The 19807-nt window shown below is 61.1% G+C and carries 19 protein-coding genes; 13 read left to right on the forward strand and 6 right to left on the reverse strand.

Annotated features, from left to right (window positions below):
* Nucleotides 1-102: 102 nt before the first annotated feature.
* The gene (nosP, locus tag EAH78_RS24865) at nucleotides 103-1266 is read left to right on the forward strand and encodes a nitric oxide-sensing protein NosP (protein WP_140669923.1); all 1164 of its coding nucleotides are present in this window, start codon (nucleotides 103-105) and stop codon (nucleotides 1264-1266) included.
* Nucleotides 1196-3829, forward strand: coding sequence for a hybrid sensor histidine kinase/response regulator NahK/ErcS' (gene nahK / locus EAH78_RS24870; protein WP_140669925.1), 2634 nt, complete (start codon nucleotides 1196-1198; stop codon nucleotides 3827-3829). The genes nosP and nahK overlap by 71 nt, the downstream gene beginning before the upstream one ends.
* A gap of 141 nt (nucleotides 3830-3970) precedes the next feature.
* On the opposite strand, the gene EAH78_RS24875 is transcribed toward nahK, so the two are convergent.
* The 6 genes from EAH78_RS24875 to EAH78_RS24900 form a co-directional block, all read right to left on the reverse strand.
* Nucleotides 3971-4636 (reverse strand): response regulator transcription factor, encoded by a 666-nt coding sequence (locus EAH78_RS24875; protein WP_123435702.1) that lies wholly within the window; start codon nucleotides 4634-4636, stop codon nucleotides 3971-3973.
* A gap of 56 nt (nucleotides 4637-4692) precedes the next feature.
* Nucleotides 4693-5250 carry a PQQ-dependent catabolism-associated CXXCW motif protein gene (locus EAH78_RS24880; RefSeq protein ID WP_140669927.1) on the reverse strand — a complete coding sequence of 186 codons (558 nt, stop codon included), beginning with the start codon at nucleotides 5248-5250 and terminating at the stop codon, nucleotides 4693-4695.
* 227 nt (nucleotides 5251-5477) lie between these two features.
* Nucleotides 5478-6269, reverse strand: a complete 792-nt coding sequence (locus tag EAH78_RS24885; RefSeq protein ID WP_140669929.1) for an ABC transporter permease — start codon at nucleotides 6267-6269, stop codon at nucleotides 5478-5480.
* Nucleotides 6266-6997, reverse strand: coding sequence for an ABC transporter ATP-binding protein (locus tag EAH78_RS24890; protein WP_140669931.1), 732 nt, complete (start codon nucleotides 6995-6997; stop codon nucleotides 6266-6268). Before EAH78_RS24890 ends, EAH78_RS24885 begins: the two co-directional genes overlap by 4 nt.
* A complete protein-coding gene (locus tag EAH78_RS24895) occupies nucleotides 6994-7968 on the reverse strand; it encodes a YVTN family beta-propeller repeat protein (protein ID WP_140669934.1) in 975 nt (324 codons plus the stop codon). Before EAH78_RS24895 ends, EAH78_RS24890 begins: the two co-directional genes overlap by 4 nt.
* 40 nt (nucleotides 7969-8008) lie before the next feature.
* Nucleotides 8009-9193 (reverse strand): ABC transporter substrate-binding protein, encoded by a 1185-nt coding sequence (locus EAH78_RS24900; protein WP_140669936.1) that lies wholly within the window; start codon nucleotides 9191-9193, stop codon nucleotides 8009-8011.
* Between the two features lie 297 nt (nucleotides 9194-9490).
* On the opposite strand from EAH78_RS24900, the gene pedF reads away from it, so the two are divergent.
* The 11 genes from pedF (at nucleotide 9491) to pqqE (ending at nucleotide 19798) form a co-directional block, all read left to right on the forward strand.
* On the forward strand, nucleotides 9491-9952 hold the full coding sequence (gene pedF / locus EAH78_RS24905; RefSeq protein ID WP_140669938.1) for a cytochrome c-550 PedF: 462 nt from the start codon (nucleotides 9491-9493) through the stop codon (nucleotides 9950-9952).
* Between the two features lie 4 nt (nucleotides 9953-9956).
* Entirely contained in the window at nucleotides 9957-10832 is an 876-nt protein-coding gene (locus tag EAH78_RS24910; protein ID WP_140669940.1) for a substrate-binding periplasmic protein, read from the forward strand.
* Nucleotides 10833-10841: 9 nt separating this feature from the next.
* Nucleotides 10842-11603 (forward strand): quinoprotein dehydrogenase-associated SoxYZ-like carrier, encoded by a 762-nt coding sequence (locus EAH78_RS24915; RefSeq protein WP_140669942.1) that lies wholly within the window; start codon nucleotides 10842-10844, stop codon nucleotides 11601-11603.
* 16 nt (nucleotides 11604-11619) lie between these two features.
* Nucleotides 11620-12558, forward strand: a complete 939-nt coding sequence (locus EAH78_RS24920) for a quinoprotein relay system zinc metallohydrolase 1 (RefSeq protein ID WP_140669944.1) — start codon at nucleotides 11620-11622, stop codon at nucleotides 12556-12558.
* Nucleotides 12559-12701: 143 nt separating this feature from the next.
* Nucleotides 12702-14477, forward strand: coding sequence for a PQQ-dependent methanol/ethanol family dehydrogenase (locus EAH78_RS24925; protein WP_140669946.1), 1776 nt, complete (start codon nucleotides 12702-12704; stop codon nucleotides 14475-14477).
* Between the two features lie 243 nt (nucleotides 14478-14720).
* Nucleotides 14721-16241 (forward strand): acetaldehyde dehydrogenase ExaC, encoded by a 1521-nt coding sequence (gene exaC / locus EAH78_RS24930; RefSeq protein WP_140669949.1) that lies wholly within the window; start codon nucleotides 14721-14723, stop codon nucleotides 16239-16241.
* A 256-nt stretch (nucleotides 16242-16497) separates the two neighbouring features.
* Nucleotides 16498-16569, forward strand: coding sequence for a pyrroloquinoline quinone precursor peptide PqqA (gene pqqA / locus EAH78_RS24940; RefSeq protein ID WP_003253598.1), 72 nt, complete (start codon nucleotides 16498-16500; stop codon nucleotides 16567-16569).
* 55 nt (nucleotides 16570-16624) lie between these two features.
* Nucleotides 16625-17539 carry a pyrroloquinoline quinone biosynthesis protein PqqB gene (gene pqqB / locus EAH78_RS24945; RefSeq protein WP_140669951.1) on the forward strand — a complete coding sequence of 305 codons (915 nt, stop codon included), beginning with the start codon at nucleotides 16625-16627 and terminating at the stop codon, nucleotides 17537-17539.
* Nucleotides 17540-17656: 117 nt separating this feature from the next.
* Entirely contained in the window at nucleotides 17657-18409 is a 753-nt protein-coding gene (pqqC, locus tag EAH78_RS24950) for a pyrroloquinoline-quinone synthase PqqC (protein WP_140669953.1), read from the forward strand.
* Nucleotides 18406-18678, forward strand: coding sequence for a pyrroloquinoline quinone biosynthesis peptide chaperone PqqD (pqqD, locus tag EAH78_RS24955; protein ID WP_140669956.1), 273 nt, complete (start codon nucleotides 18406-18408; stop codon nucleotides 18676-18678). Before pqqC ends, pqqD begins: the two co-directional genes overlap by 4 nt.
* Nucleotides 18656-19798 (forward strand): pyrroloquinoline quinone biosynthesis protein PqqE, encoded by a 1143-nt coding sequence (pqqE, locus tag EAH78_RS24960; RefSeq protein ID WP_140669958.1) that lies wholly within the window; start codon nucleotides 18656-18658, stop codon nucleotides 19796-19798. The genes pqqD and pqqE overlap by 23 nt, the downstream gene beginning before the upstream one ends.
* Nucleotides 19799-19807 lie beyond the last annotated feature (9 nt).

Genomic DNA, 19807 nt, shown 5'->3' on the forward strand with positions numbered 1-19807 from the left:
TCATCCCATCGAAGCGTCTGACTGCTACCCAAGTAGCATTCGTTGCACGCCACCGGTTTCGTAAACTCCCTGCTCAACCATACGCACCTGCGGGAGGCGACGATGCAGCAGGTCCAGGGTGAAGGTGTCGTCAGCGCAATGTCCCAGGCCACCGATGCCCGGCAAGTGGCGCAGGAACTGGCGCGTCAATTGCTGCACCCGCATCTGGGCTTCGTGCTCTTTTTCTGTTCCGCCGAGTATGACTTGCAAGCACTGGGGCAAGCCTTGCAAGACAGTTTCGGGGGGATTCGCCTGGTGGGCTGCACCAGCGCCGGGGAAATCACCCCGTTGGGCTATGGACGCAATTGCGTGACGGCGGTCGGGTTCGATCACCGGCATTTTTCCATTGCGCTCGAGTTGATCGACGAGATGGAGCGCTTCAGCCTGATCGATGCGCAGCAGATGGTCGAGCGCCTGGTCAGCGGCTGTCGCAGTAACACCCTGGCACCGATCAAGGGCAACAGTTTTGCCCTGACCCTGCTCGATGGTTTGTCCAGCCGAGAAGAAATGGTCCTCGCGGCCTTGAGTGCGGCATTGGGCGACATTCCGCATTTCGGCGGTTCCGCTGGCGACGACAATTACCTGACCCATACCCATGTCTACTTCGACGGCGAGTTCCACAGTGGCGCGGCGGTCGTCGTGCTGGTCAACACCTGGCTGGATTTCGAAGTGTTCACCACCCACCACATGCTGCCGCGGGCCGAAAAACTGGTGGTCACCGGGGCCGACAGCGCCTCACGCCGTGTCTATGAACTCAATGCGGAACCCGCCGCCGCCGAGTACGCGCGGCTCATCGGCGTGCCCGTGAACGAGCTGGATCACCGGATTTTCGCCGCGCACCCGTTGGCCGTGAGGATCAACGAACAATATTACGTGCGCGCCATCCAGCAGGTGCACGCGGACTTGAGCCTGAGTTTTTACTGCGCCGTGGAGACTGGCATCGTGCTCACCGCCATGACCCCAGGGCCCATGCTGCCGAACCTGAAAAGCCTGTTCGAAGGATTGGAGGAGCGCTTGGGTGAGCTGTTGCTGACCATCGGTTGCGACTGTTTTCTCCGGCGTCTGGAACTGGAAGTCGACGGCAGTCTCGACGAGATCGGGACGTTTTTGCGCGAGCAACGGGTGATGGGTTTCAACACCTACGGAGAACAGTTCAATGGCATGCACATCAACCAGACCTTCACCGGCGTTGCCATTGCCCGCGGCCGTGCCCCAGGACATCGCTGAGCTGCAGGTCGAACTGGCCAGCCTGCGCCACGACAACCATAAACTGCAGCGCATCAACGCAGCGCTGATCGAGCGCATCGAGTCGGGCATCACCCGGGGCAATGACCCGTACGCGGCGTTCCAGCACTCGGTGGTGCTGGCCGAGCAGGTCCGTGAGCGCACCGATGCCTTGAACCAGGCCATGGCCGAACTCAAGGCCGGCAACCATTTGCTCAGCGAGGCCCGCCTGCGCGCCGAGACCGCGCATCGACACCTGATCGATGCCATCGAGAGCATTTCCGATGCCTTCGTATTGTTCGACGCCGAGCAGCGTATCGTTCTGTTCAACAGTCGCTTCAAGGCGTTCTGGCGCAACAGCCGAGTGCGGATCAGCGCGGGCATGCGCCTGACCGAGGTCAAGCGCCTGATGATGAGCAATGGGCTGTTCACCGAAGAACCGCGCGGGCAGGCCGACGAGAGTCTGCTGTATCGCTTGCAGAACGGGCGTTGGCTGCAAGTCAGCGAGCGGCCGACCCAGGAAGGTGGGAGGGTGATGCTGTTCACCGACATTACCGAGGTCAAACTCAGCGAAACCGTCCGCCGCGAACAGGCTGTGGCGCAGAAGTCGCATTTGTTACAGCGGGCGGTCGATAACCTGTCCCAAGGTGTGGCCATGGTCAACGCCGAGGGCATTCTGGAATTGTGGAACCGGCGTTTCCTCGAATTGAGCGGGTTGGCGCCAGTCGCGGCCCATCGCCTGTTTGCTGAAGTGATGGTGGACAGCGAGCTGAACCTGCTGACCCCGGCCAGTCACGATGGCAATGGGCGGCCGGTACAGGAATGCGAGCAACGCCTCTATGACGGCCGGGTCCTGGAAATCCGCACGCACCCGTTGCCGACCGGCGGCTTCGTCAACACCTTCACCGACATCACCGAACGCTACCAGCACGCCCAGACGCTGAGTGAAAGCGAGCGCTGGATTCGCCTCATCACCGACCACGTACCGGCGCTGATCGCCTACCTCAATGCCGATCTTGTCTACGAGTTCACCAACAAAGTCTACGAAGAGTGGTACTGCTGGCCCCGGGGCGTAATGCTCGGCCAAAGCCTGCGCGAAGTGCACAGCGAACAGCATTACCAGCGTCTGGAGTCTTACGTGGCGAGAGCGCTGGCCGGCGAGAGCGTCACGTTCGAGTTCGCCGAGACCAACGTCAATAATCAGGAGCGCTACATGCTGCGCTCCTACGTGCCCAATCGCCTGGCCACCGGGGAAGTGGTGGGGATTTTCGTGTTGATCCGCGACATCACCGAGCGTCGTCGCACTGCCGAGGCGCTGCATCAGGCGTATCAGAATCTTGAGCTGCGGGTGCGTGAACGCACGGCGGAGTTGACCACCCTCAATGATCAGTTGTTGCGTGAAATCGAAGAGCGCCGCCAGGTGGAGTCACGGTTGCGCGAGGCCAAGCTCGAAGCCGAGCACGCCAATCTGTCAAAGACCAAGTTTCTGGCAGCCGTCAGCCACGATTTGCTGCAACCGCTGAACGCCGCCCGTTTGTTTACCAGTGCGTTGCTGGAGCGGCGTGAACCGATTTGCAACGAGATTCTGGTGCGTAATGTCAGTAACTCCCTGGAAGATGTAGAGAACCTGCTGGGCACGCTGGTAGACATTTCCAAGCTCGATGCCGGGGTCATCAAAGCCGATATTGCGCCGTTCGCCCTGAGCGAACTGCTGGAAAACCTCGCGGCTGAATACACTCAGGTGGCACGCAGCGAGGGCCTTGAGCTGCATTTCATTGCCTGTTCGGCGCTGGTGCGCAGTGACATCCAGTTGCTGGCGCGCATTCTGCGCAACCTGTTGAGCAACGCGATTCGCTACACCTACAGTGGCCGGGTGGTACTCGGGTGCCGGCGCCTGCATCAGCGGTTGTCGATTCAGGTCTGGGACACCGGCATGGGCATCGCCGACAATCGCCTGGAAGAGATTTTCCAGGAGTTCAAACGCGGTGACGTGCAGCGTCCGGACCAGGATCGTGGGCTGGGGTTAGGCCTGGCCATTGTCGAGAAAATCGCTGGCATCCTCGGGCATCGGATTCATGTGCGCTCTTGGCCGGGAAAGGGCTCGATGTTCTCGGTCGAAGTGCCGTTGAGCGCAACGGCCCCCAAGCCATTGCCAACCTTGCAGATGAGCGAACCGATGCTTGAACGCCTGCGCGGGGCAAGGGTGTGGGTGCTGGACAACGACGCCACCATTTGCGCTGGCATGCGCACCTTGCTCGAAGGCTGGGGCTGTCGGGTGGTGACGGCGCTGTCGGAAGAGGACCTGGCGCCTAAAGTGGACAACTACCACGCCGAGGTTGACCTGTTGATCGCCGATTACCATCTGGACAACGATCAAAATGGCGTGGACGCCGTGGCCCGGATCAATGCCTGCCGCACGTCACCCATCCCGGCGATGATGATCACCGCCAACTACAGCAACGAACTCAAACAGCAGATCCGCGAACTGGGCCACACCCTGATGCATAAACCGGTGCGGCCGATGAAGCTGAAGACGGCGATGAGTCATTTGCTCACTCGACCTTGACTCCAAGGGCGCTAGTACCGGCCTCTTCGCGAGCAAGCCCGCTCCCACATTTGATCTCCAGTGATCACAGAATTTGTGACGATCAAAGATCTAATGTGGGAGCGGGCTTGCTCGCGAATGGGGCGACGCGGTCTCCCTTTTTCAACGCCGCATGTAAGACCCGAAATCAATATCCCCGGCACTCAAGATCGCCTGCACCCGATTGTGCACGTTGAGTTTGCGCAGGATCGCCGAAACGTGAGCCTTGACGGTGGTCTCGGCGATTTCCAGGGTGTAGGCGATCTGCTTGTTCGATTCGCCCTTGGTCATGCGTTCAAGCACCTGCAATTGCTTGCGGGTCAGGGCCTGGAGCAGTTCAGGGGGAAAGCTCGGCGTGTCGTTCATCCGGCGGGGGGTGTTGGTTCGGGTGGTGCGGATGATGTCCGGCGGCAAATACACGTTGCCATTGAGAATTTGCTGGATGGCCTCGGTCATTTGCGTGCGCGGGGACGACTTGGTAATGAAACCCACCGCGCCGTAGGTAATGGCTTGCAGGACGATCTGTTTGTCCTGCTCGGCCGAGACAATGACCACCGGAATGGTCGGGGCTTCATTGCGCAGATTGATCAAGCCATTAAGCCCATGCATGCCGGGCATGTTCAGGTCGAGCAGGATCAGGTCCAGGTCGTCGTGTTCCTGGGTCAGGGCCAGGGCACTGTCGAGGTCGGCGGTTTCCATGACTTCGGTGCCCGGGAAACCGTCGCTGATGACGTTATGAATCGCTTCGCGAAACAGCGGGTGATCGTCGGCAATCAGAATTTTGTACATAGCCTTTCACCTCATTATTTTGATTAGGGTGTGGCAACAACACGCCAGCGTAAAGATCAGGGGAAAGGCTCGGGGCGGGCCGGTGTCACGGCAAGCCCGGCCGATTGCCAGGCATCGAGGCCGTCGCGATACCAATACAGTGTCTTATAGCCCATCGCGGACGCTCGTTTGACGGCGTTCCAGCTCAGCCAGCAGTCGGCGCGGCAATAAAAGACCAGCGGTCGTGCCGGGTCCCCGGCGGTTAATGCCTTGAGGTTACGCGCAAAATAACCTTGCCAGTCGGGCGTCAGGTCACCGTCGCCGGTGTTGGCCAGCCAGTGGCTGCCGGGCAGGTTTTCATGGGGCTGGTCTTCGATGAATTGGCCTTGCAGCCATTGGCGGCGGTAGACATCGATCAGCAGCGGTGGCGGCGTTTGACTGAGCAGTGTTTGCAAGGCCGGGGTGTCAACAATGGTCGCGCCTTGCAGGCTGTCCGGCGTCGGGCTGCGGTACAGGTTGATGCGATAGCCGTCGGCGGAAAACAGTGGTGATTCGGCGTGCGCAGCACTCAGCACCAGGCAGAGCGGCAGCGCAGCGAAAGAAGGGCGCAACAGACAACGTCGGGCACGCGGCATGGGGTCGATCCTTATAGTTATGGACCCATTACATGCCAGGCAGGGCGCTTTGGGAATGCGACGATAGACAGGGAAACCAGTACTAAAGTAGTAATTTCAACGCCCTGCTGATGGAGATCAACTGTAGGAGCGGGCTTGCTCGCGAAAGCGGTGTATCAGACGACATTGATGTTGGCTGACAGATCGCTTTCGCGAGCAAGCCCGCTCCCACAGTTGGATTTGGGTGGTCAGTTGGATTTGCGCAGGGCTGCATGCTGGGGATTGAAGGTGAGTACGGCGAGTAGCGCGAATAAGATCGTCAGCCCCACGCACACCGCCAGCGCCAGCGGATTGAAGCGTTCATAAAGGGCGAACCGCACCAATTCCACCGCATGGGTGAACGGGTTCAATGCGCACAGCCAGTACAACCACTCACTGGCTTCACGCATTTTCCACAACGGATACAGCGCCGAGGACAGGAAAAACAGCGGGAAGATCACGAAATTCATGACGCCGGCAAAGTTCTCCAGTTGCCGAATGGCGTTCGACAGCAACAGGCCCAGCGCGCTGAGCATCAACGCCACCAACAGTAACGCCGGCAGCGCGATCAATAACCCCGTGGCCGGCGGTTGCACGCCATAGAGCCAGGCGATCGCGAGAAAGGCATACACCTGCAACAGGGAAATCAGCGACGTGGCCAGCAGCTTGCTGCACAGCAGAAAGGTCCGCGGCAGCGGGCTGGTCAGCAGCACGCGCATGCTGCCCATTTCGCGGTCGTAAACCATCGACAGTGAGCCTTGCATGCCGTTGAACAGCAGGATCATGCAGGCAAGGCCCGGGATGATGTAGACCTCGTACGGAATGTAGGTGTCGTAGGGTTCGATAATGGCGATCCCCAAGGCTGCGCGGAAGCCGGCCGCGAACACCAGCAGCCACAACAGCGGCCGCACCAGGGCGCTGAGAAACCGCGTGCGCTGCAACACAAAGCGCAGCCATTCACGCAGTACGATGCCGCTGAAGCAATGCCAGTACGCATTCATCGCGCCGCTCCTGAAGTGGTCAGTCGAGTGAAAGCCGAACCGAGATCGCCGCCATGTTCCAGGCTCAGCACATCGGCCTGTCCGCTGGCGACCAACCGGCCTTGATGGAGGATCAGCAAATCGTCGCTAGCCTGCACTTCGTCCAGCAAATGGGTGGTCCAAAGCACGCTGATGGCCTGTTCACGACACAGGTTGCGTATGTGCTGATTGAGCGCCAGGCGACTGGCCGGATCGAGTCCGACACTGGCTTCGTCGAGGAGCAACAGGCGCGGCTCATGCAGCAGGGCGCGGGCGATTTCCACTCGGCGGCGGTGGCCGCCATTGAGTTCGCGCACTCGTTCGCTTCGGCGTTCGCTCAGCGCTTGACGGGTCAGCTCAGCCTCAACCCGGATACCGGTCTGGCGCCGGGACAGACCATGCAACGCCGCGTGATACCGCAGGTTCTGCTCGACGCTGAGGTCCAGGTCCAGGGTGCTTTGCTGGAACACTACGCCCAACTGCTTGAGCGCAGGGCGGGGTGCATCGCGCAATGAACTGCCGCCGACCCTGATGTCGCCGTGCTGAAGATCATAAAGCCGGGTCAACAGGGCGATCAGGGTCGATTTGCCGGCGCCGTTGGGCCCCAGCAAGGCAGCGAAACGCCCCGGGGCCAACTCGAAATTCACGTGGCGCAAGGCTTCCCGAGCCCCATAGGCAAAACTCAGGTCGCTGACTTCCAGGGCGTTCATGGCGTCACCACCACGCCCCAAGGGTAGCGTCCGACTTTCACCGATTTGCTCACCTTGAGGCTGTCGACATCAATCACCGATACGTCACCGCTGACGCCGTTGGTGGCGAGCAGTTGCTTTTGATCGGGGGTGAACGCCAGCTGCCAGACACGCCGCCCGACCAACAGGTAGTCGAGAATCTCGAACGTCCTGGCATCGATCACCGCCACATGATTGGCCGGGCCCAGTGCGACGAAAGCGTACTTGCCGTCGGCGCTGAGCTTGATGCCCACGGGCTGCACCTTGTCCGGGTGTACGCCTTTGATCTGGAAGTTCAGGGTCTTGAGGATCTTGCGGCTGGCGACGTCAAGAATCGTCACCGTGCCGCCGATTTCCGCTGACGCCCACAGCTGTGAACCGTCCTGATTGAATTCGACAAAGCGTGGCCGCTGGTCCACCAGCGTGCTGTCGGCCAGGGTCTGGGTGCTGGTGTCGATCCAGTGCAGCATGTTCGTGGTTTCGCTGGTGTTCACGGCCCACTTGCCATCGGGACTGACGGCCATGCCTTCGGGTTCGACGCCGACGTTGATCTGGCTGAGGACTTTGGAGGTTTCGGTGTCGATCACCGTGACCAGCGCATCGTCTTCGTTGGAGACGTACAGCCAACGGTTGTTTGGGTGCAGGGCGAATTGCTCGGGGTCTTTGCCCGAGGGCAGCTCCTTGATGATCTTGCGTGTGGCCACGTCCATCACCTGGACCCGGTCGGAATCGCTGGCGCAGATGTACAGCAGCTTGTTGTCGTGGGACAGCAACAAGCCGCGTGGGCGCTGCCCGACAGGCAGGGTGTCAGTGACTTGCAGGGTCTGCATGTCGATCAGACTCAGGCTGTTGTCCTTTTCGTTGGAGACCCACGCGGTGCTGGCGGCGGCATGCCCGGCGGCGAACAGCAGGGCCCCGGAAAACAGGGAGCGGCAGAGCAGGGTGCGGCGCATGGCAGATTCCTTTTTGTTGTCGTTCTTGTGGAAAGCTGGATCAGGGAAAGCGGCAGCTGACCTCGGTTTTGTCGTAACCCAGGCTGTCCATTTCATTGAAGGGATGCAGAAAGCCGTCCTGCGGCGATGTGCTGACCAGGGCGCGGGGCTGGACGATGGGAATCGGTTGACGCAACTGGCCGTTCCACGGGCGATAACTGAGCTTGCGTCCCTTGAAACCGTCCAGCGGCAGTTGATCGCTGATTTCCAGCTGACGGATCGCCATCGGCTCGGTCTGGCGCAGTTTGCTCACCGCGCTGGCGACGCTGCGCACGGCCATCCAGGCCGCGAAGTCGCGGTCGTTCATCCAGCGACCGGTCTGGGCTTCAAAACGCTTTTGCAACTGCGCGGCGCCGTAGGTTTCCACGGTTTTGTGCCAACCCACCGGTGTCAGTCCTTGGGTGCCGGCGACCGGGCGCGGGTACCAGGTCTGGTAGGGCACGTATTCACCAAAGTCGCCGCGTTCATCGGCCACCAGCACCACGTCATATTCGGCGGTCTGGGTGAACAGCGGCATGTCTGCCTGGGCGCTGCGACGTTGGTCGTTATCAAAACTCCAGGCCTTTTCCGCCACCAGTTGCAGGCCGAAGCGTTTGGCCGCGCGGCGCAGGGCAGCGGCGTAGGCTTGATCGTCGGCGGTCGGGCCAACGATCAGCAACGCGCGCTGCCATTTGCGCACCACCAGAAATTGCGCCAGCGCATCGGCGAGCATCGCGCGACTCGGCAAGGTGTGCAGCACGTTCGACAGGCAATCGGTGGTGCGCAAGCGGTCATCGGGGCTGCCGGCGTTGAATATCAGGCTGTCGGGCAGGGCGGCGCTGAGCTGGCGCAGGCTGTCGGCCGGGGCGTTCACCACAAACAACCGCAGACCTTGCGCGTGTTGGGTGTTGGCCGCATCGAGCAAGGCTTCGGGGCTGTCGACGCTGGCGCTGACCAGGACGTAGCTGTGGTTGAGAAAACGTCCGGTGCTGTTGCTGTCGGTGATCGCCAGTTCGGCGCCGCGCAGTCCGGCATCGCTCGGTTCGGGAATCACGTTCGACAGGAGCGGTCCCGGATCGGGGCGATAACCCAGGTAGCCGATCCGCACCTCCAGCGGCGCCTGCGCAGCCTGGCTCTGGGTAGCCACGCCGGCGGCGCAGGCAATTGCCAGCAGGTACAGCAAGGCGTAAGGGGCAAGCAGGCGCATAGGACGCTCCTTTACAAGGTAGCGCCAGCATAGGAAGCCTGTGGAACAGAGGAAATATGCAGAAAGTAGCGGTGAGCCAGTACCAAGGTAGTAACCCGGGCCCGGCAGCGCGGTTTTCCGGTCACGCCGGGACACCAGGCCCGTTGGCGACGTACCTGAGGTGTGCATCCATCGCCTTACTACCAAGGGACTAGAAGGCGACCACCAAAGCAGCATGGGGTGTTGGCGATGCCGTTTCTAAGATGAGTGCCATAGCCTCTGACAAGAGGTTTTGCGTGCAATCCTGAGGGCATAACAATGACAACAAAACGCAACGCCTTGCTCGTCGTCGGTCTGCTGGCCGGCTTTATCAGCGCGGGCTCCGTGTGGGCTCACGGCAACGTGGTACCGCAAGCGGTAGAAACCCAGGGTCTGACACCGATCAAGGACGCCGGTGTAACGGTGGATGGCGATGGCTGGGCCGCGGCCAACCCCTATCGAGCCTCCCCGGAGCACGACAGAGCCCTGGAAATCGGTTCGTCGGCCTACAACCAGAACTGCGCGGCGTGTCATGGCCTGGAGGCCAAGTCGGGTGGGATTGCCCCCGACCTGCGCCTGCTCGAAGTCGGTGAGACAGGAGACGAATGGTTCGTCGAACGCGTGCGTCATGGCGCCGTGCGTGACGGTCGGGTCTACATGCCGAAAATGGCCGATTACCTGAGCCAGGAAGCGTTGTGGGCAGTGCGCACTTACCTGGACAGCGTTCACGTCGAGGAGTGATCCCATGCGTCTGCTCGCGGTGTTGATCAGTGCGGTTTGGCTGTGTTGCCAGACGGTGCAGGCGCAGGTTCGCAACTATGACGAAATGATCGCCGCCGGGGAGCTGAAAGTGGCGGTCTACAAGGACTTCGCCCCCTACAGTTTTGAGCAGGCCGGCCAGCCCCGAGGCGTGGATGTCGAGCTTGCCGAGGCCCTGGCCAAGGCCCTCGGTGTACGCCTGACGCTGATCTGGGCGCCCGCCGGGGAAAAACTCGATGACGATCTGCGTGATTACATCTGGCGCGCCAGTGCCTTGCACAACCAGCAACTGGCCGACCTGATGATGCGTGTGCCCTATGACCGTGACTACGCCCAGAAGCGCAACGAATTCGGCGAAATGGAAAACGGTCATGTGGTGATGTTCGGTCCCTATCAGAACGAACAATGGCAGGTGGCCTACGATCAGCGCCGACTGGACAAGGTCGGCAGCGTGGCGGTGTTCGACTCGCATCCGATAGGCGTCGAGGTCGACAGTGTGCCGTCGTTCTACCTGACGTCGGTGTTCAACGGCATGCTCGCGGGTAAAACCCACCACTACCCGGGCGTACCCCAGGCCTTTGCTGCGATGAAGGCCGGTGAGGTCGACGCGGTCATGGCCATGCGTGGCGAAATCGACTGGCAGGTGCATGAGGCGGCCGACCCGCAACTGGCGTTGGCGCAAAACGCCTATCCGAACATGGGCAAGCAACTGTGGGAGATCGGCATGGCCGTGCACGAAAGTAATCGGCAACTGGCCTATGCCGTGGAAGAGGCGCTGGAAGGCCTGATCCGCGAGGGTGCCGTTAAGACGATCTACAGCCATTACGGCCTGCGGTATGACGTGCCGGAGATGTATCAATAGGAGCGGGTGATGAGCTGGCGAATCCTGTGGCTGTTGGCTTGCTGGTTACCCTTGGCCGCGCACGCCGCGAGTATCGATCCGGGCAAAGACCCGGTGCCGTCGGTTATGTGGGCGTTCTATCACAAGCAAATGCTCGGCGACGCTCCTTTTGTCTTTGATGACCGGGTCAAGCTGCTGGCGCCGCCATTCGCCGAAGATGCCCGGCAGGTGCCACTGGAAATCGATGCGCGAGCATTCAAGGGCGAGGTGGTGAAAATCCTCGCCTGGGCCGAGCTCAATCCGCTGCCGAAGATCGTCGACTTCCAGCCGCTGGACCGCGTATTGCCGTGGTTGTCGATCCGTATCCGCATTGAACAGGCCACCCCGTTGCGCGCGGCGGTACTGACTCGCGATGGGCTGTGGCATGTCGGTTCGACCCTGATCGACGCGGCAGGCGGTGGTTGCACCGCACCCAGCGTGGTGCGTACACAGCCCGGCTGGGAAGATCACATCGGCGAAGTATTGGGCGCGCGCTATCCGCGCAATGACTTCAGCCGTTTGCGCGTACAGGTGGCGCATCCGATGGACAACGGCATGGTCAGTGGCGTCCCTGAATTTTTCATCAACCATGCCGAGCTGCGAAGTGCCGATGACCAGCTGTTGGCGCGGCTGGAGCTGTTTCCTGCCGTCAGTGAAAACCCCAATCTAGCCTTCGACATCGAAGGGGCAGGGCAGACGCGTCTGATTATTCGGGACAACAGCGGCAATGAATTTGATGCGTCGATTCCCTGAGCCCAAGGAGCCTTTCATGCGCTGGATACTGCTGATGGTGTTGAGCGTCAGCCTGCCGGCCATGGCCGATCTTGAGTATTCGCTCAAGCCCCGGCAGATCGCCGAAGACACCTGGCTGCTGGAAGGCAGCACGGATAATTTCGCCAAAGCCAACGGCGGCAATATCGTCAACACCGCGTTCATTGTCACCGAGGGCGGAGTAGTGGTCATCGACACCGGGCCGTCCAAACGCTACGGCGAGGCGATGCGCAAGGCGATTGCCGCGATTACCGATAAACCGGTGGTTCAGGTGTTCCTGACCCACCATCACCCGGACCATGTGCTGGGCAATCAGGCGTTCGCTGACGTGCCCATCGGCGCACTGGCGGGAACCACTGAGCTGTTGCATCAACAAGGTGATGCGCTGGCCGAGAACATGTATCGAATGGTGGGTGACTGGATGCGTGGCACCGAAGTGGTGTTGCCCAATCAAGTCGTGACGCCAGGCGTACGCAGTTTTGGGAATCACGATATACGCTTGCTGGGCCTGGGTGGGCATACGGGAGCGGATCTGGCTATTCTCGACCAGAGAACCGGCGTGCTGTTTGCCGGGGACCTGGTGTTTTATCAACGGGCCTTGACTACCCCCAACAGCCCCGGGTTGGCTGTGTGGCTGGCGGACATTGCCACCCTGCAAGGCTTGCCCTGGACGCTGATCGTGCCGGGTCACGGCCCCGTGTCCGGCGACCCACAACCCTTCGAACAAATGCGCGACTACCTGACCTGGCTCGACCAGTTGCTGCAAGCGGGTGCGGCGAATGGCACCGACATGGCCGAGATGATCCGCAGTCCGATCCCCGAACGTTTCGCCGGGATCACCTTGAGCCGTTATGAATTGATCCGCAGCGTCAGTCATTTGTACCCGCGCTACGAGCGTGGGCAGATGACGCGGGTGGATTGCGCTGCTGCCAAGTAACGCTTGAACGCATTCGACCCGCTACTAAGGGATTAGGAATCTCCATATTGCGGGTAATTGTTGTCGGGGCGACGGCGCCCAAGAATCTGCACTACGCCGGGAAACTCTCCCGCGAATAACAAAAAACCGCAGAGGTAGCCGTCATGACTCAACCCGCACGTCGCCAGCCCTTCGTCTTGAGCCTGCTGCTCAGTGCCATGCTGTTGTCTGGCCAGGCATTGGCCGCGGTCTCCGACCAGGACATTCTCCAGGACCCGAAAAACCCGGAGCAAATCGTCACCAACGGCCTCGGCGTCCAGGGGCAACGCTACAGCCCGCTGGATATTCTCAACGTCGACAACGTGAAGGAATTGCGACCTGCCTGGGCATTCTCTTTCGGCGGCGAAAAACAGCGTGGCCAGCAAGCACAGCCGATGATCAAGGACGGCGTGATGTACATGACCGGGTCCTACTCGCGAGTGTTCGCGGTGGATGCGCGCACCGGCAAGAAACTCTGGCAATACGATGCGCGCCTGCCGGATGACATCCGTCCGTGCTGCGACGTGATCAACCGTGGCGTGGCGCTGTATGGCGACCTGGTGTTCTTTGGCACGCTCGACGCCAAGCTGGTGGCCCTGAACAAAGACACCGGCAAAGTGGTGTGGAGCAAGCAGGTGGCCGACCACAAGGAAGGCTATTCGATCAGCGCCGCGCCCTTGGTGATCAACGGCAAGCTGATTACCGGCGTGGCCGGTGGCGAGTTCGGCGTGGTGGGCAAGATTTCGGCGTACGACCCGAAAAATGGCGACCTGTTGTGGGTCCGGCCGACTGTTGAAGGCCACATGGGCTACGTCTACAAGGACGGCAAAGCCATCGAGAACGGCATCTCCGGCGGTGAAGCCGGCAAGACCTGGCCGGGTGACCTGTGGAAGACCGGCGGCGCCGCGCCCTGGCTCGGCGGCTACTACGACCCGGAAACCAATCTGCTGCTGTTCGGCACCGGCAACCCGGCACCGTGGAACTCGCATTTGCGTCCTGGCGATAACCTTTACTCGTCGTCGCGCCTGGCGCTCAACCCGGACGACGGCACCATCAAATGGCACTTCCAGAGCACGCCCCACGACGGTTGGGATTATGACGGCGTGAACGAGCTGGTCTCGTTCAACTACACCGAGGGCGGCAAGGAAATCAAAGCGGCGGCCACGGCGGACCGCAATGGTTTCTTCTACGTGCTGGACCGTACCAACGGTAAATTCATCCGCGGCTTCCCGTTCGTGGACAAGATCACCTGGGCCACCGGCCTGGATAAAGATGGCCGGCCGATCTACAACGAAGCCAGTCGCCCAGGCGCGCCGGGCTCTGATCCAAAGGGCAGTTCGGTGTTCGTAGCGCCTGCGTTCCTGGGGGCGAAAAACTGGATGCCGATGGCCTACAACCGCGACACCGGGCTGTTTTACGTGCCATCCAACGAGTGGGGCATGGACATCTGGAACGAAGGCATCGCCTACAAAAAAGGCGCGGCGTTCCTCGGCGCCGGTTTCACCATCAAACCGTTGAACGAAGACTACATCGGTGTGCTGCGCGCCATCGACCCGATAACCGGCAAGGAAGTCTGGCGCCACAAGAACTACGCGCCGCTGTGGGGTGGGGTGCTGACCACCAAGGGCAACCTGGTGTTCACCGGCACGCCGGAAGGTTTCCTCCAGGCGTTCAATGCCAAGACCGGCGAGAAAGTCTGGGAATTCCAGACCGGTTCCGGCGTACTCGGTTCGCCCGTGACCTGGGAAATGGACGGCGAACAGTACGTGTCTGTCCTCTCCGGTTGGGGCGGCGCCGTACCGTTGTGGGGCGGGGAAGTGGCCAAGCGCATCAAGGACTTCAACCAGGGCGGCATGCTCTGGACCTTCAAGCTGCCGAAGGACCTCGTTGCCAAGCACTGACCCCCAGTCCACCGCGTAACCCCTGTGGAGATGAATTACCTGTGGCGAGGGGGCTTGCCCCCGTTGGGTCGCGAAGCGGCCCCTTACATTCTTGGCACCCACCGCGGCGTCGACAATTACGACTGCTTCGCAGCCGGACGGGGGCAAGCCCCCTCGCCACAAAGGTGCACCCGACTCTTATCGGTAAACCTACGACCAATCGCCTGTCGGCACGACAGGCATCGACCCAGACAGAGGCCCACCATGATCTACGCACAACCCGGAACCCCAGGCGCCGTTGTTTCCTTCAAGCCGCGCTATGGCAACTTCATCGGCGGCGAATTTGTCGCGCCGGTCAATGGCGAATATTTCACCAATACCTCGCCGGTGACCGGTGAAGTGATTGCCGAATTCCCGCGCTCCAGCGCCGCCGACATCGAAAAGGCCCTCGACGCGGCACACGCCGCTGCGGATGCCTGGGGCAAGACTTCGGCCCAGGACCGTTCGCTGGTGCTGCTGAAAATCGCCGACCGTATCGAGCAAAACCTGGAAATCCTCGCCGTCACCGAAACCTGGGACAACGGCAAGGCCGTGCGCGAAACCCTGAACGCCGACGTGCCATTGGCTGCCGACCATTTCCGTTACTTTGCCGGCTGCATTCGCGCCCAGGAAGGCGGTGCTGCCGAGATCAATGAACTGACCACCGCCTATCACTTTCACGAGCCTCTGGGCGTGGTCGGGCAAATCATTCCATGGAATTTCCCGCTGCTGATGGCGGCCTGGAAACTTGCCCCGGCCCTGGCCGCGGGTAACTGCGTCGTGCTCAAACCGGCCGAACAGACGCCGCTGTCGATCATGGTCTTCGCTGAACTGATCGCCGATTTGCTGCCGGCGGGCGTGCTGAACATCGTCCAGGGCTTCGGTCGTGAAGCCGGCGAAGCGCTGGCCACCAGCAAGCGCATCGCCAAGATCGCCTTCACCGGTTCCACCCCGGTCGGCGCGCACATCATGCATTGCGCCGCCGAGAACATCATCCCGAGCACCGTCGAGCTGGGCGGCAAGTCGCCGAACATCTTCTTCGAAGACATCATGAACGCCGAGCCACAGTTCATCGAAAAAGCCGCCGAAGGACTGGTGCTCGCATTCTTCAACCAGGGCGAAGTGTGCACCTGCCCATCGCGGGCCTTGGTGCAAGAATCGATCTACGAGCCGTTCATGGCCGAAGTGATGAAGAAGATCGTCAAGATCAAACGCGGCAACCCGCTGGACACCGAAACCATGGTCGGCGCCCAGGCGTCGGAGCAGCAATACGACAAGATCCTCTCGTACCTCAAAATCGCTCAGGAGGAGGGGGCTGAACTGCTCACCGGTGGCGCCGCCGAGCGGCTTGAAGGTGACCTGTCCAGCGGCTATTACATCCAGCCGACACTGCTCAAGGGCCACAACAAGATGCGCGTATTCCAGGAAGAAATCTTCGGCCCGGTGGTGGGTGTCACCACCTTCAAGGACGAAGCCGAAGCGCTGGCGATTGCCAACGACAGCGAGTTCGGCCTCGGTGCCGGCCTCTGGACCCGCGACATCAACCGCGCCTATCGCATGGGCCGGGCGATCAAGGCCGGGCGCGTGTGGACCAACTGCTACCACCTGTACCCGGCGCACGCGGCGTTCGGTGGTTACAAGAAGTCCGGCGTCGGTCGGGAAAACCACAAGATGATGCTCGATCACTACCAGCAGACCAAGAACCTGCTGGTCAGCTACGACATCAATCCGCTGGGGTTCTTCTGACCCTTGGAATCACGGTAACCCCTTGTGGGAGCGGGCTTGCTCGCGAAAGCGATCTGTCAGTCAACGAATGTGTTGAATGTGACGCCGTCTTCGCGAGCAAGCCCGCTCCCACATTGGTCTGCAGCGTATGGAAAATCGTGCAACACCCCCTACCAACGCACCCCGCATTCTCCTTCGAAAGTAGCATTCGGGCGCCCGACGCCCCGTGCATTAATGGCTTTACCGGAATCGCCCGGCACAAGAAGAGGATTGACCCATGTGGACTAAACCCGCGTTTACCGATCTGCGCATTGGCTTCGAAGTGACGATGTATTTCGCCAACCGTTGATTGCTCACCCGGCCAGCCGTCGGGTTGGCCGGGCCTGCCTTTTGGAGCCTCATTCATGCACATTCGCGTTCTCGGCTCCGCTGCGGGTGGCGGTTTCCCGCAGTGGAATTGCAACTGCCACCAGTGTGCCGGGATGCGCAATGCCAGCCTGCGGGCACAACCGCGCACCCAGTCCTCGATTGTCCTGAGCGACAACGGTGTGGATTGGGTGCTGTGCAATGCCTCGCCGGACATTCGTGCGCAGCTCGCCAGTTTTCCGCTGTTGCAACCGGCTCGCCAGTTGCGTGACAGCGCCATCGTTGGCGTGGTGCTGCTCGACAGCCAGATCGATCACTGCACCGGCCTGCTGAGCCTGCGCGAAGGCTGTCCGCATACCGTCTGGTGCACCGAACGGGTTCACCAGGACCTGAGCAGCGGCTTTCCGCTGTTCAACATGCTGCGCCACTGGAACGGCGGGCTGCAGTGGCAACCGATCGGGCTGGATCGTCAGCCGTTCAGCATTCCTGCCTGCCAGCACTTGCGATGGCGTGCGATTCCCCTGGTGAGCAACGCACCGCCGTACTCGCCCAACCGCGGCCATCCGCAACCGGGCGACACCATTGGCTTATTCATTGAAGACCGGCGCAGCGGCGCGTCGCTGTTTTACGCGCCGGGTCTGGGGCAAGTCGATGACGAAGTGCTGGGCTGGATGCAGCGTGCCGATTGCCTGCTGCTGGACGGCACTTTGTGGCGTGACGACGAGATGCGCGTCTGCGAAGTCGGCCAAAGCCTGGGCAGCGAAATGGGGCACCTGTCGCAAAGCGGCCCCGGCGGCATGCTCGAGGTACTCGAAGGTTTTACCCGCCAGCGCAAGGTGCTGATCCACATCAACAACACCAACCCGATCCTCGATGAAGACTCGGCTGAGCGCGCCTTGCTGGAACGGCGTGGGATCGAAGTGGCTTATGACGGCATGAGTATTGAGTTGTAGCGGATGGCCCCATCGCGGGCAAGCCACGCTCCCACAGGTTTACGCGATCAACTGTGGGAGCGTGGCTTGCCCGCGATGGGGCCAGACCCGACACCGCAATTCCATCGGAGACCCGCAATGACCAGCCCCGCAATGACCCCCACCGAATTCGAAGCCGCCCTGCGCGCCAAAGGCGCCTATTACCACATTCATCACCCCTTCCACCAAGCCATGTACGCCGGCCGCGCGAGCCGCGAGCAGATTCAGGGCTGGGTCGCCAATCGCTTCTATTACCAGGTGAACATTCCGCTCAAGGATGCCGCGATCCTCGCCAACTGCCCGGACCGCGACGTGCGCCGTGAGTGGTTGCAACGGATTCTCGACCACGACGGCGTGGCCGGCAGTGAGGGCGGCATCGAAGCCTGGCTGCGTCTGGGCGAAGCGGTGGGGCTGGATCGCGAACAGATTCTGTCCCAGGAACTGGTGCTGCCCGGCGTGAGGTTCGCCGTCGATGCCTATGTCAATTTCGCCCGCCGCGCCTGCTGGCAGGAAGCGGCGAGCAGTTCGCTGACCGAACTGTTCGCCCCGCAGATCCATCAGTCCCGACTCGACGCCTGGCCGACGCATTACCCGTGGATCGACGTTGGCGGTTATGACTATTTTCGCAACCGTTTGAGTCAGGCCCGGCGTGATGTGGAGCACGGCTTGCGCATTACCTTGACGCACTACGTCACGCGCGAGGCGCAGCAACGCATGCTCGAGATCCTGCAATTCAAACTCGACGTGCTGTGGAGCATGCTTGACGCCATGAGCATGGCCTACGAGCTAAAGCGCCCGCCTTATCACACTGTCACGGCCAATAAAGTCTGGCACCGGGGGATTGCCCTGTGAGCCTGATCCATCGCGAGTGGTTGCCGTCGTTGCGCCAGGGCTTTCGTTTGCAATGGGAACCCCGCCAGGACTGTCACGTGCTGCTGTACCCCGAAGGCATGATCAAACTCAACGCCAGCGCCGGGCAGATCCTCGATCTGGTGAATGGCCGGCGCAGTGTCTCGGCGATCATAGAACGACTGACCGCGAATTTTCCCGGCGTGCCGGGGATCGATGAGGATGTGCTGGCATTTCTGGAGGTGGCTCATGCGCAATTCTGGATTGAATGATTCACCCGTCGGCCCACCGCTGTGGCTGTTGGCGGAGCTGACCTACCGCTGCCCGCTGCAATGTCCGTATTGTTCCAACCCGCTGGATTTTGCCCGCCATGGCGAGGAACTGAGCACCGAGGAGTGGATCCGGGTGTTTCGCGAGGCCCGCGAAATGGGTGCCGCGCAATTGGGCTTTTCCGGCGGCGAGCCATTGGTGCGGCAGGACCTGGCCGAACTGATCAAAGCCGCGCGAGACATGGGCTACTACACCAACCTGATCACCTCGGGCATCGGCCTGACCGAGCAGAAAGTCCGCGACTTCAAGGTGGCCGGGCTGGACCATATCCAGATCAGTTTTCAAGCGGCTGACGAAGCGGTCAACAACATGCTCGCCGGCTCCCGCAAGGCCTTCGCCCAGAAACTGGCCATGGCCCGCGCGGTGAAAGCCCAGGGCTATCCCATGGTGCTGAACTTCGTCACCCATCGGCACAACATTGACCAGATCGCACAGATCATCGACTTGTGCCTGGCGCTGGAAGCGGATTTTGTCGAGTTGGCCACGTGTCAGTTCTACGGCTGGGCCGAACTCAATCGCGTCGGCCTGCTGCCCACCCGCGAACAACTGCAGCGCGCCGAGCGCATCACCAACGAGTATCGCGCGCGGCTTGAGGCTCAGGGCCACCCGTGCAAGCTGATCTTTGTCACCCCGGATTATTACGAAGAGCGCCCCAAAACCTGCATGAACGGTTGGGCCAATCTGTTTCTCGACATCACCCCGGACGGTACCGCGCTGCCTTGCCACAGCGCCCGCCAGTTGCCGGTGGAATTTCCCAACGTTCGCGAGCACAGCATTGAGCACATCTGGACCGATTCGTTTGGCTTCAACCGTTTTCGTGGCGATGACTGGATGAAGGAGCCGTGCCGCTCGTGCGATGAAAAGCACACGGATCTGGGCGGCTGCCGTTGCCAGGCATTCATGCTCACCGGCGATGCCGCCAATGCCGACCCGGTGTGCAGCAAGTCGCCGCACCATGGCGTGATCCTCAAGGCCCGGGAAGAGGCCGAGGCTGCGGGGCAGGGCATGGAACACCTGACGTTGCGTAACGAAAAGGCTTCGCAGCTGATCTATCGCGGATAGATACCTACG

It is taken from the genome of Pseudomonas arsenicoxydans (assembly GCF_006438915.1).
Lineage (GTDB): Bacteria > Pseudomonadota > Gammaproteobacteria > Pseudomonadales > Pseudomonadaceae > Aquipseudomonas > Aquipseudomonas arsenicoxydans_A.

Excerpts from the sequence above, each read along its gene's own strand:
- EAH78_RS24925 (WP_140669946.1), top strand. The coding sequence starts at position 12,702 with ATGACTCAACCCGCACGTCGCCAGCCCTTCGTCTTGAGCCTGCTGCTC.
- exaC (WP_140669949.1), top strand. The coding sequence starts at position 14,721 with ATGATCTACGCACAACCCGGAACCCCAGGCGCCGTTGTTTCCTTCAAG.
- EAH78_RS24895 (WP_140669934.1), bottom strand. The coding sequence starts at position 7,968 with ATGCGCCGCACCCTGCTCTGCCGCTCCCTGTTTTCCGGGGCCCTGCTG.
- pedF (WP_140669938.1), top strand. The coding sequence starts at position 9,491 with ATGACAACAAAACGCAACGCCTTGCTCGTCGTCGGTCTGCTGGCCGGC.
- EAH78_RS24890 (WP_140669931.1), bottom strand. The coding sequence starts at position 6,997 with ATGAACGCCCTGGAAGTCAGCGACCTGAGTTTTGCCTATGGGGCTCGG.
- EAH78_RS24910 (WP_140669940.1), top strand. The coding sequence starts at position 9,957 with ATGCGTCTGCTCGCGGTGTTGATCAGTGCGGTTTGGCTGTGTTGCCAG.
- nahK (WP_140669925.1), top strand. The coding sequence starts at position 1,196 with ATGGCATGCACATCAACCAGACCTTCACCGGCGTTGCCATTGCCCGCG.
- pqqC (WP_140669953.1), top strand. The coding sequence starts at position 17,657 with ATGACCAGCCCCGCAATGACCCCCACCGAATTCGAAGCCGCCCTGCGC.
- EAH78_RS24885 (WP_140669929.1), bottom strand. The coding sequence starts at position 6,269 with ATGAATGCGTACTGGCATTGCTTCAGCGGCATCGTACTGCGTGAATGG.
- EAH78_RS24920 (WP_140669944.1), top strand. The coding sequence starts at position 11,620 with ATGCGCTGGATACTGCTGATGGTGTTGAGCGTCAGCCTGCCGGCCATG.
- EAH78_RS24880 (WP_140669927.1), bottom strand. The coding sequence starts at position 5,250 with ATGCCGCGTGCCCGACGTTGTCTGTTGCGCCCTTCTTTCGCTGCGCTG.
- EAH78_RS24915 (WP_140669942.1), top strand. The coding sequence starts at position 10,842 with ATGAGCTGGCGAATCCTGTGGCTGTTGGCTTGCTGGTTACCCTTGGCC.
- EAH78_RS24900 (WP_140669936.1), bottom strand. The coding sequence starts at position 9,193 with ATGCGCCTGCTTGCCCCTTACGCCTTGCTGTACCTGCTGGCAATTGCC.
- pqqB (WP_140669951.1), top strand. The coding sequence starts at position 16,625 with ATGCACATTCGCGTTCTCGGCTCCGCTGCGGGTGGCGGTTTCCCGCAG.
- pqqE (WP_140669958.1), top strand. The coding sequence starts at position 18,656 with ATGCGCAATTCTGGATTGAATGATTCACCCGTCGGCCCACCGCTGTGG.
- nosP (WP_140669923.1), top strand. The coding sequence starts at position 103 with ATGCAGCAGGTCCAGGGTGAAGGTGTCGTCAGCGCAATGTCCCAGGCC.
- EAH78_RS24875 (WP_123435702.1), bottom strand. The coding sequence starts at position 4,636 with ATGTACAAAATTCTGATTGCCGACGATCACCCGCTGTTTCGCGAAGCG.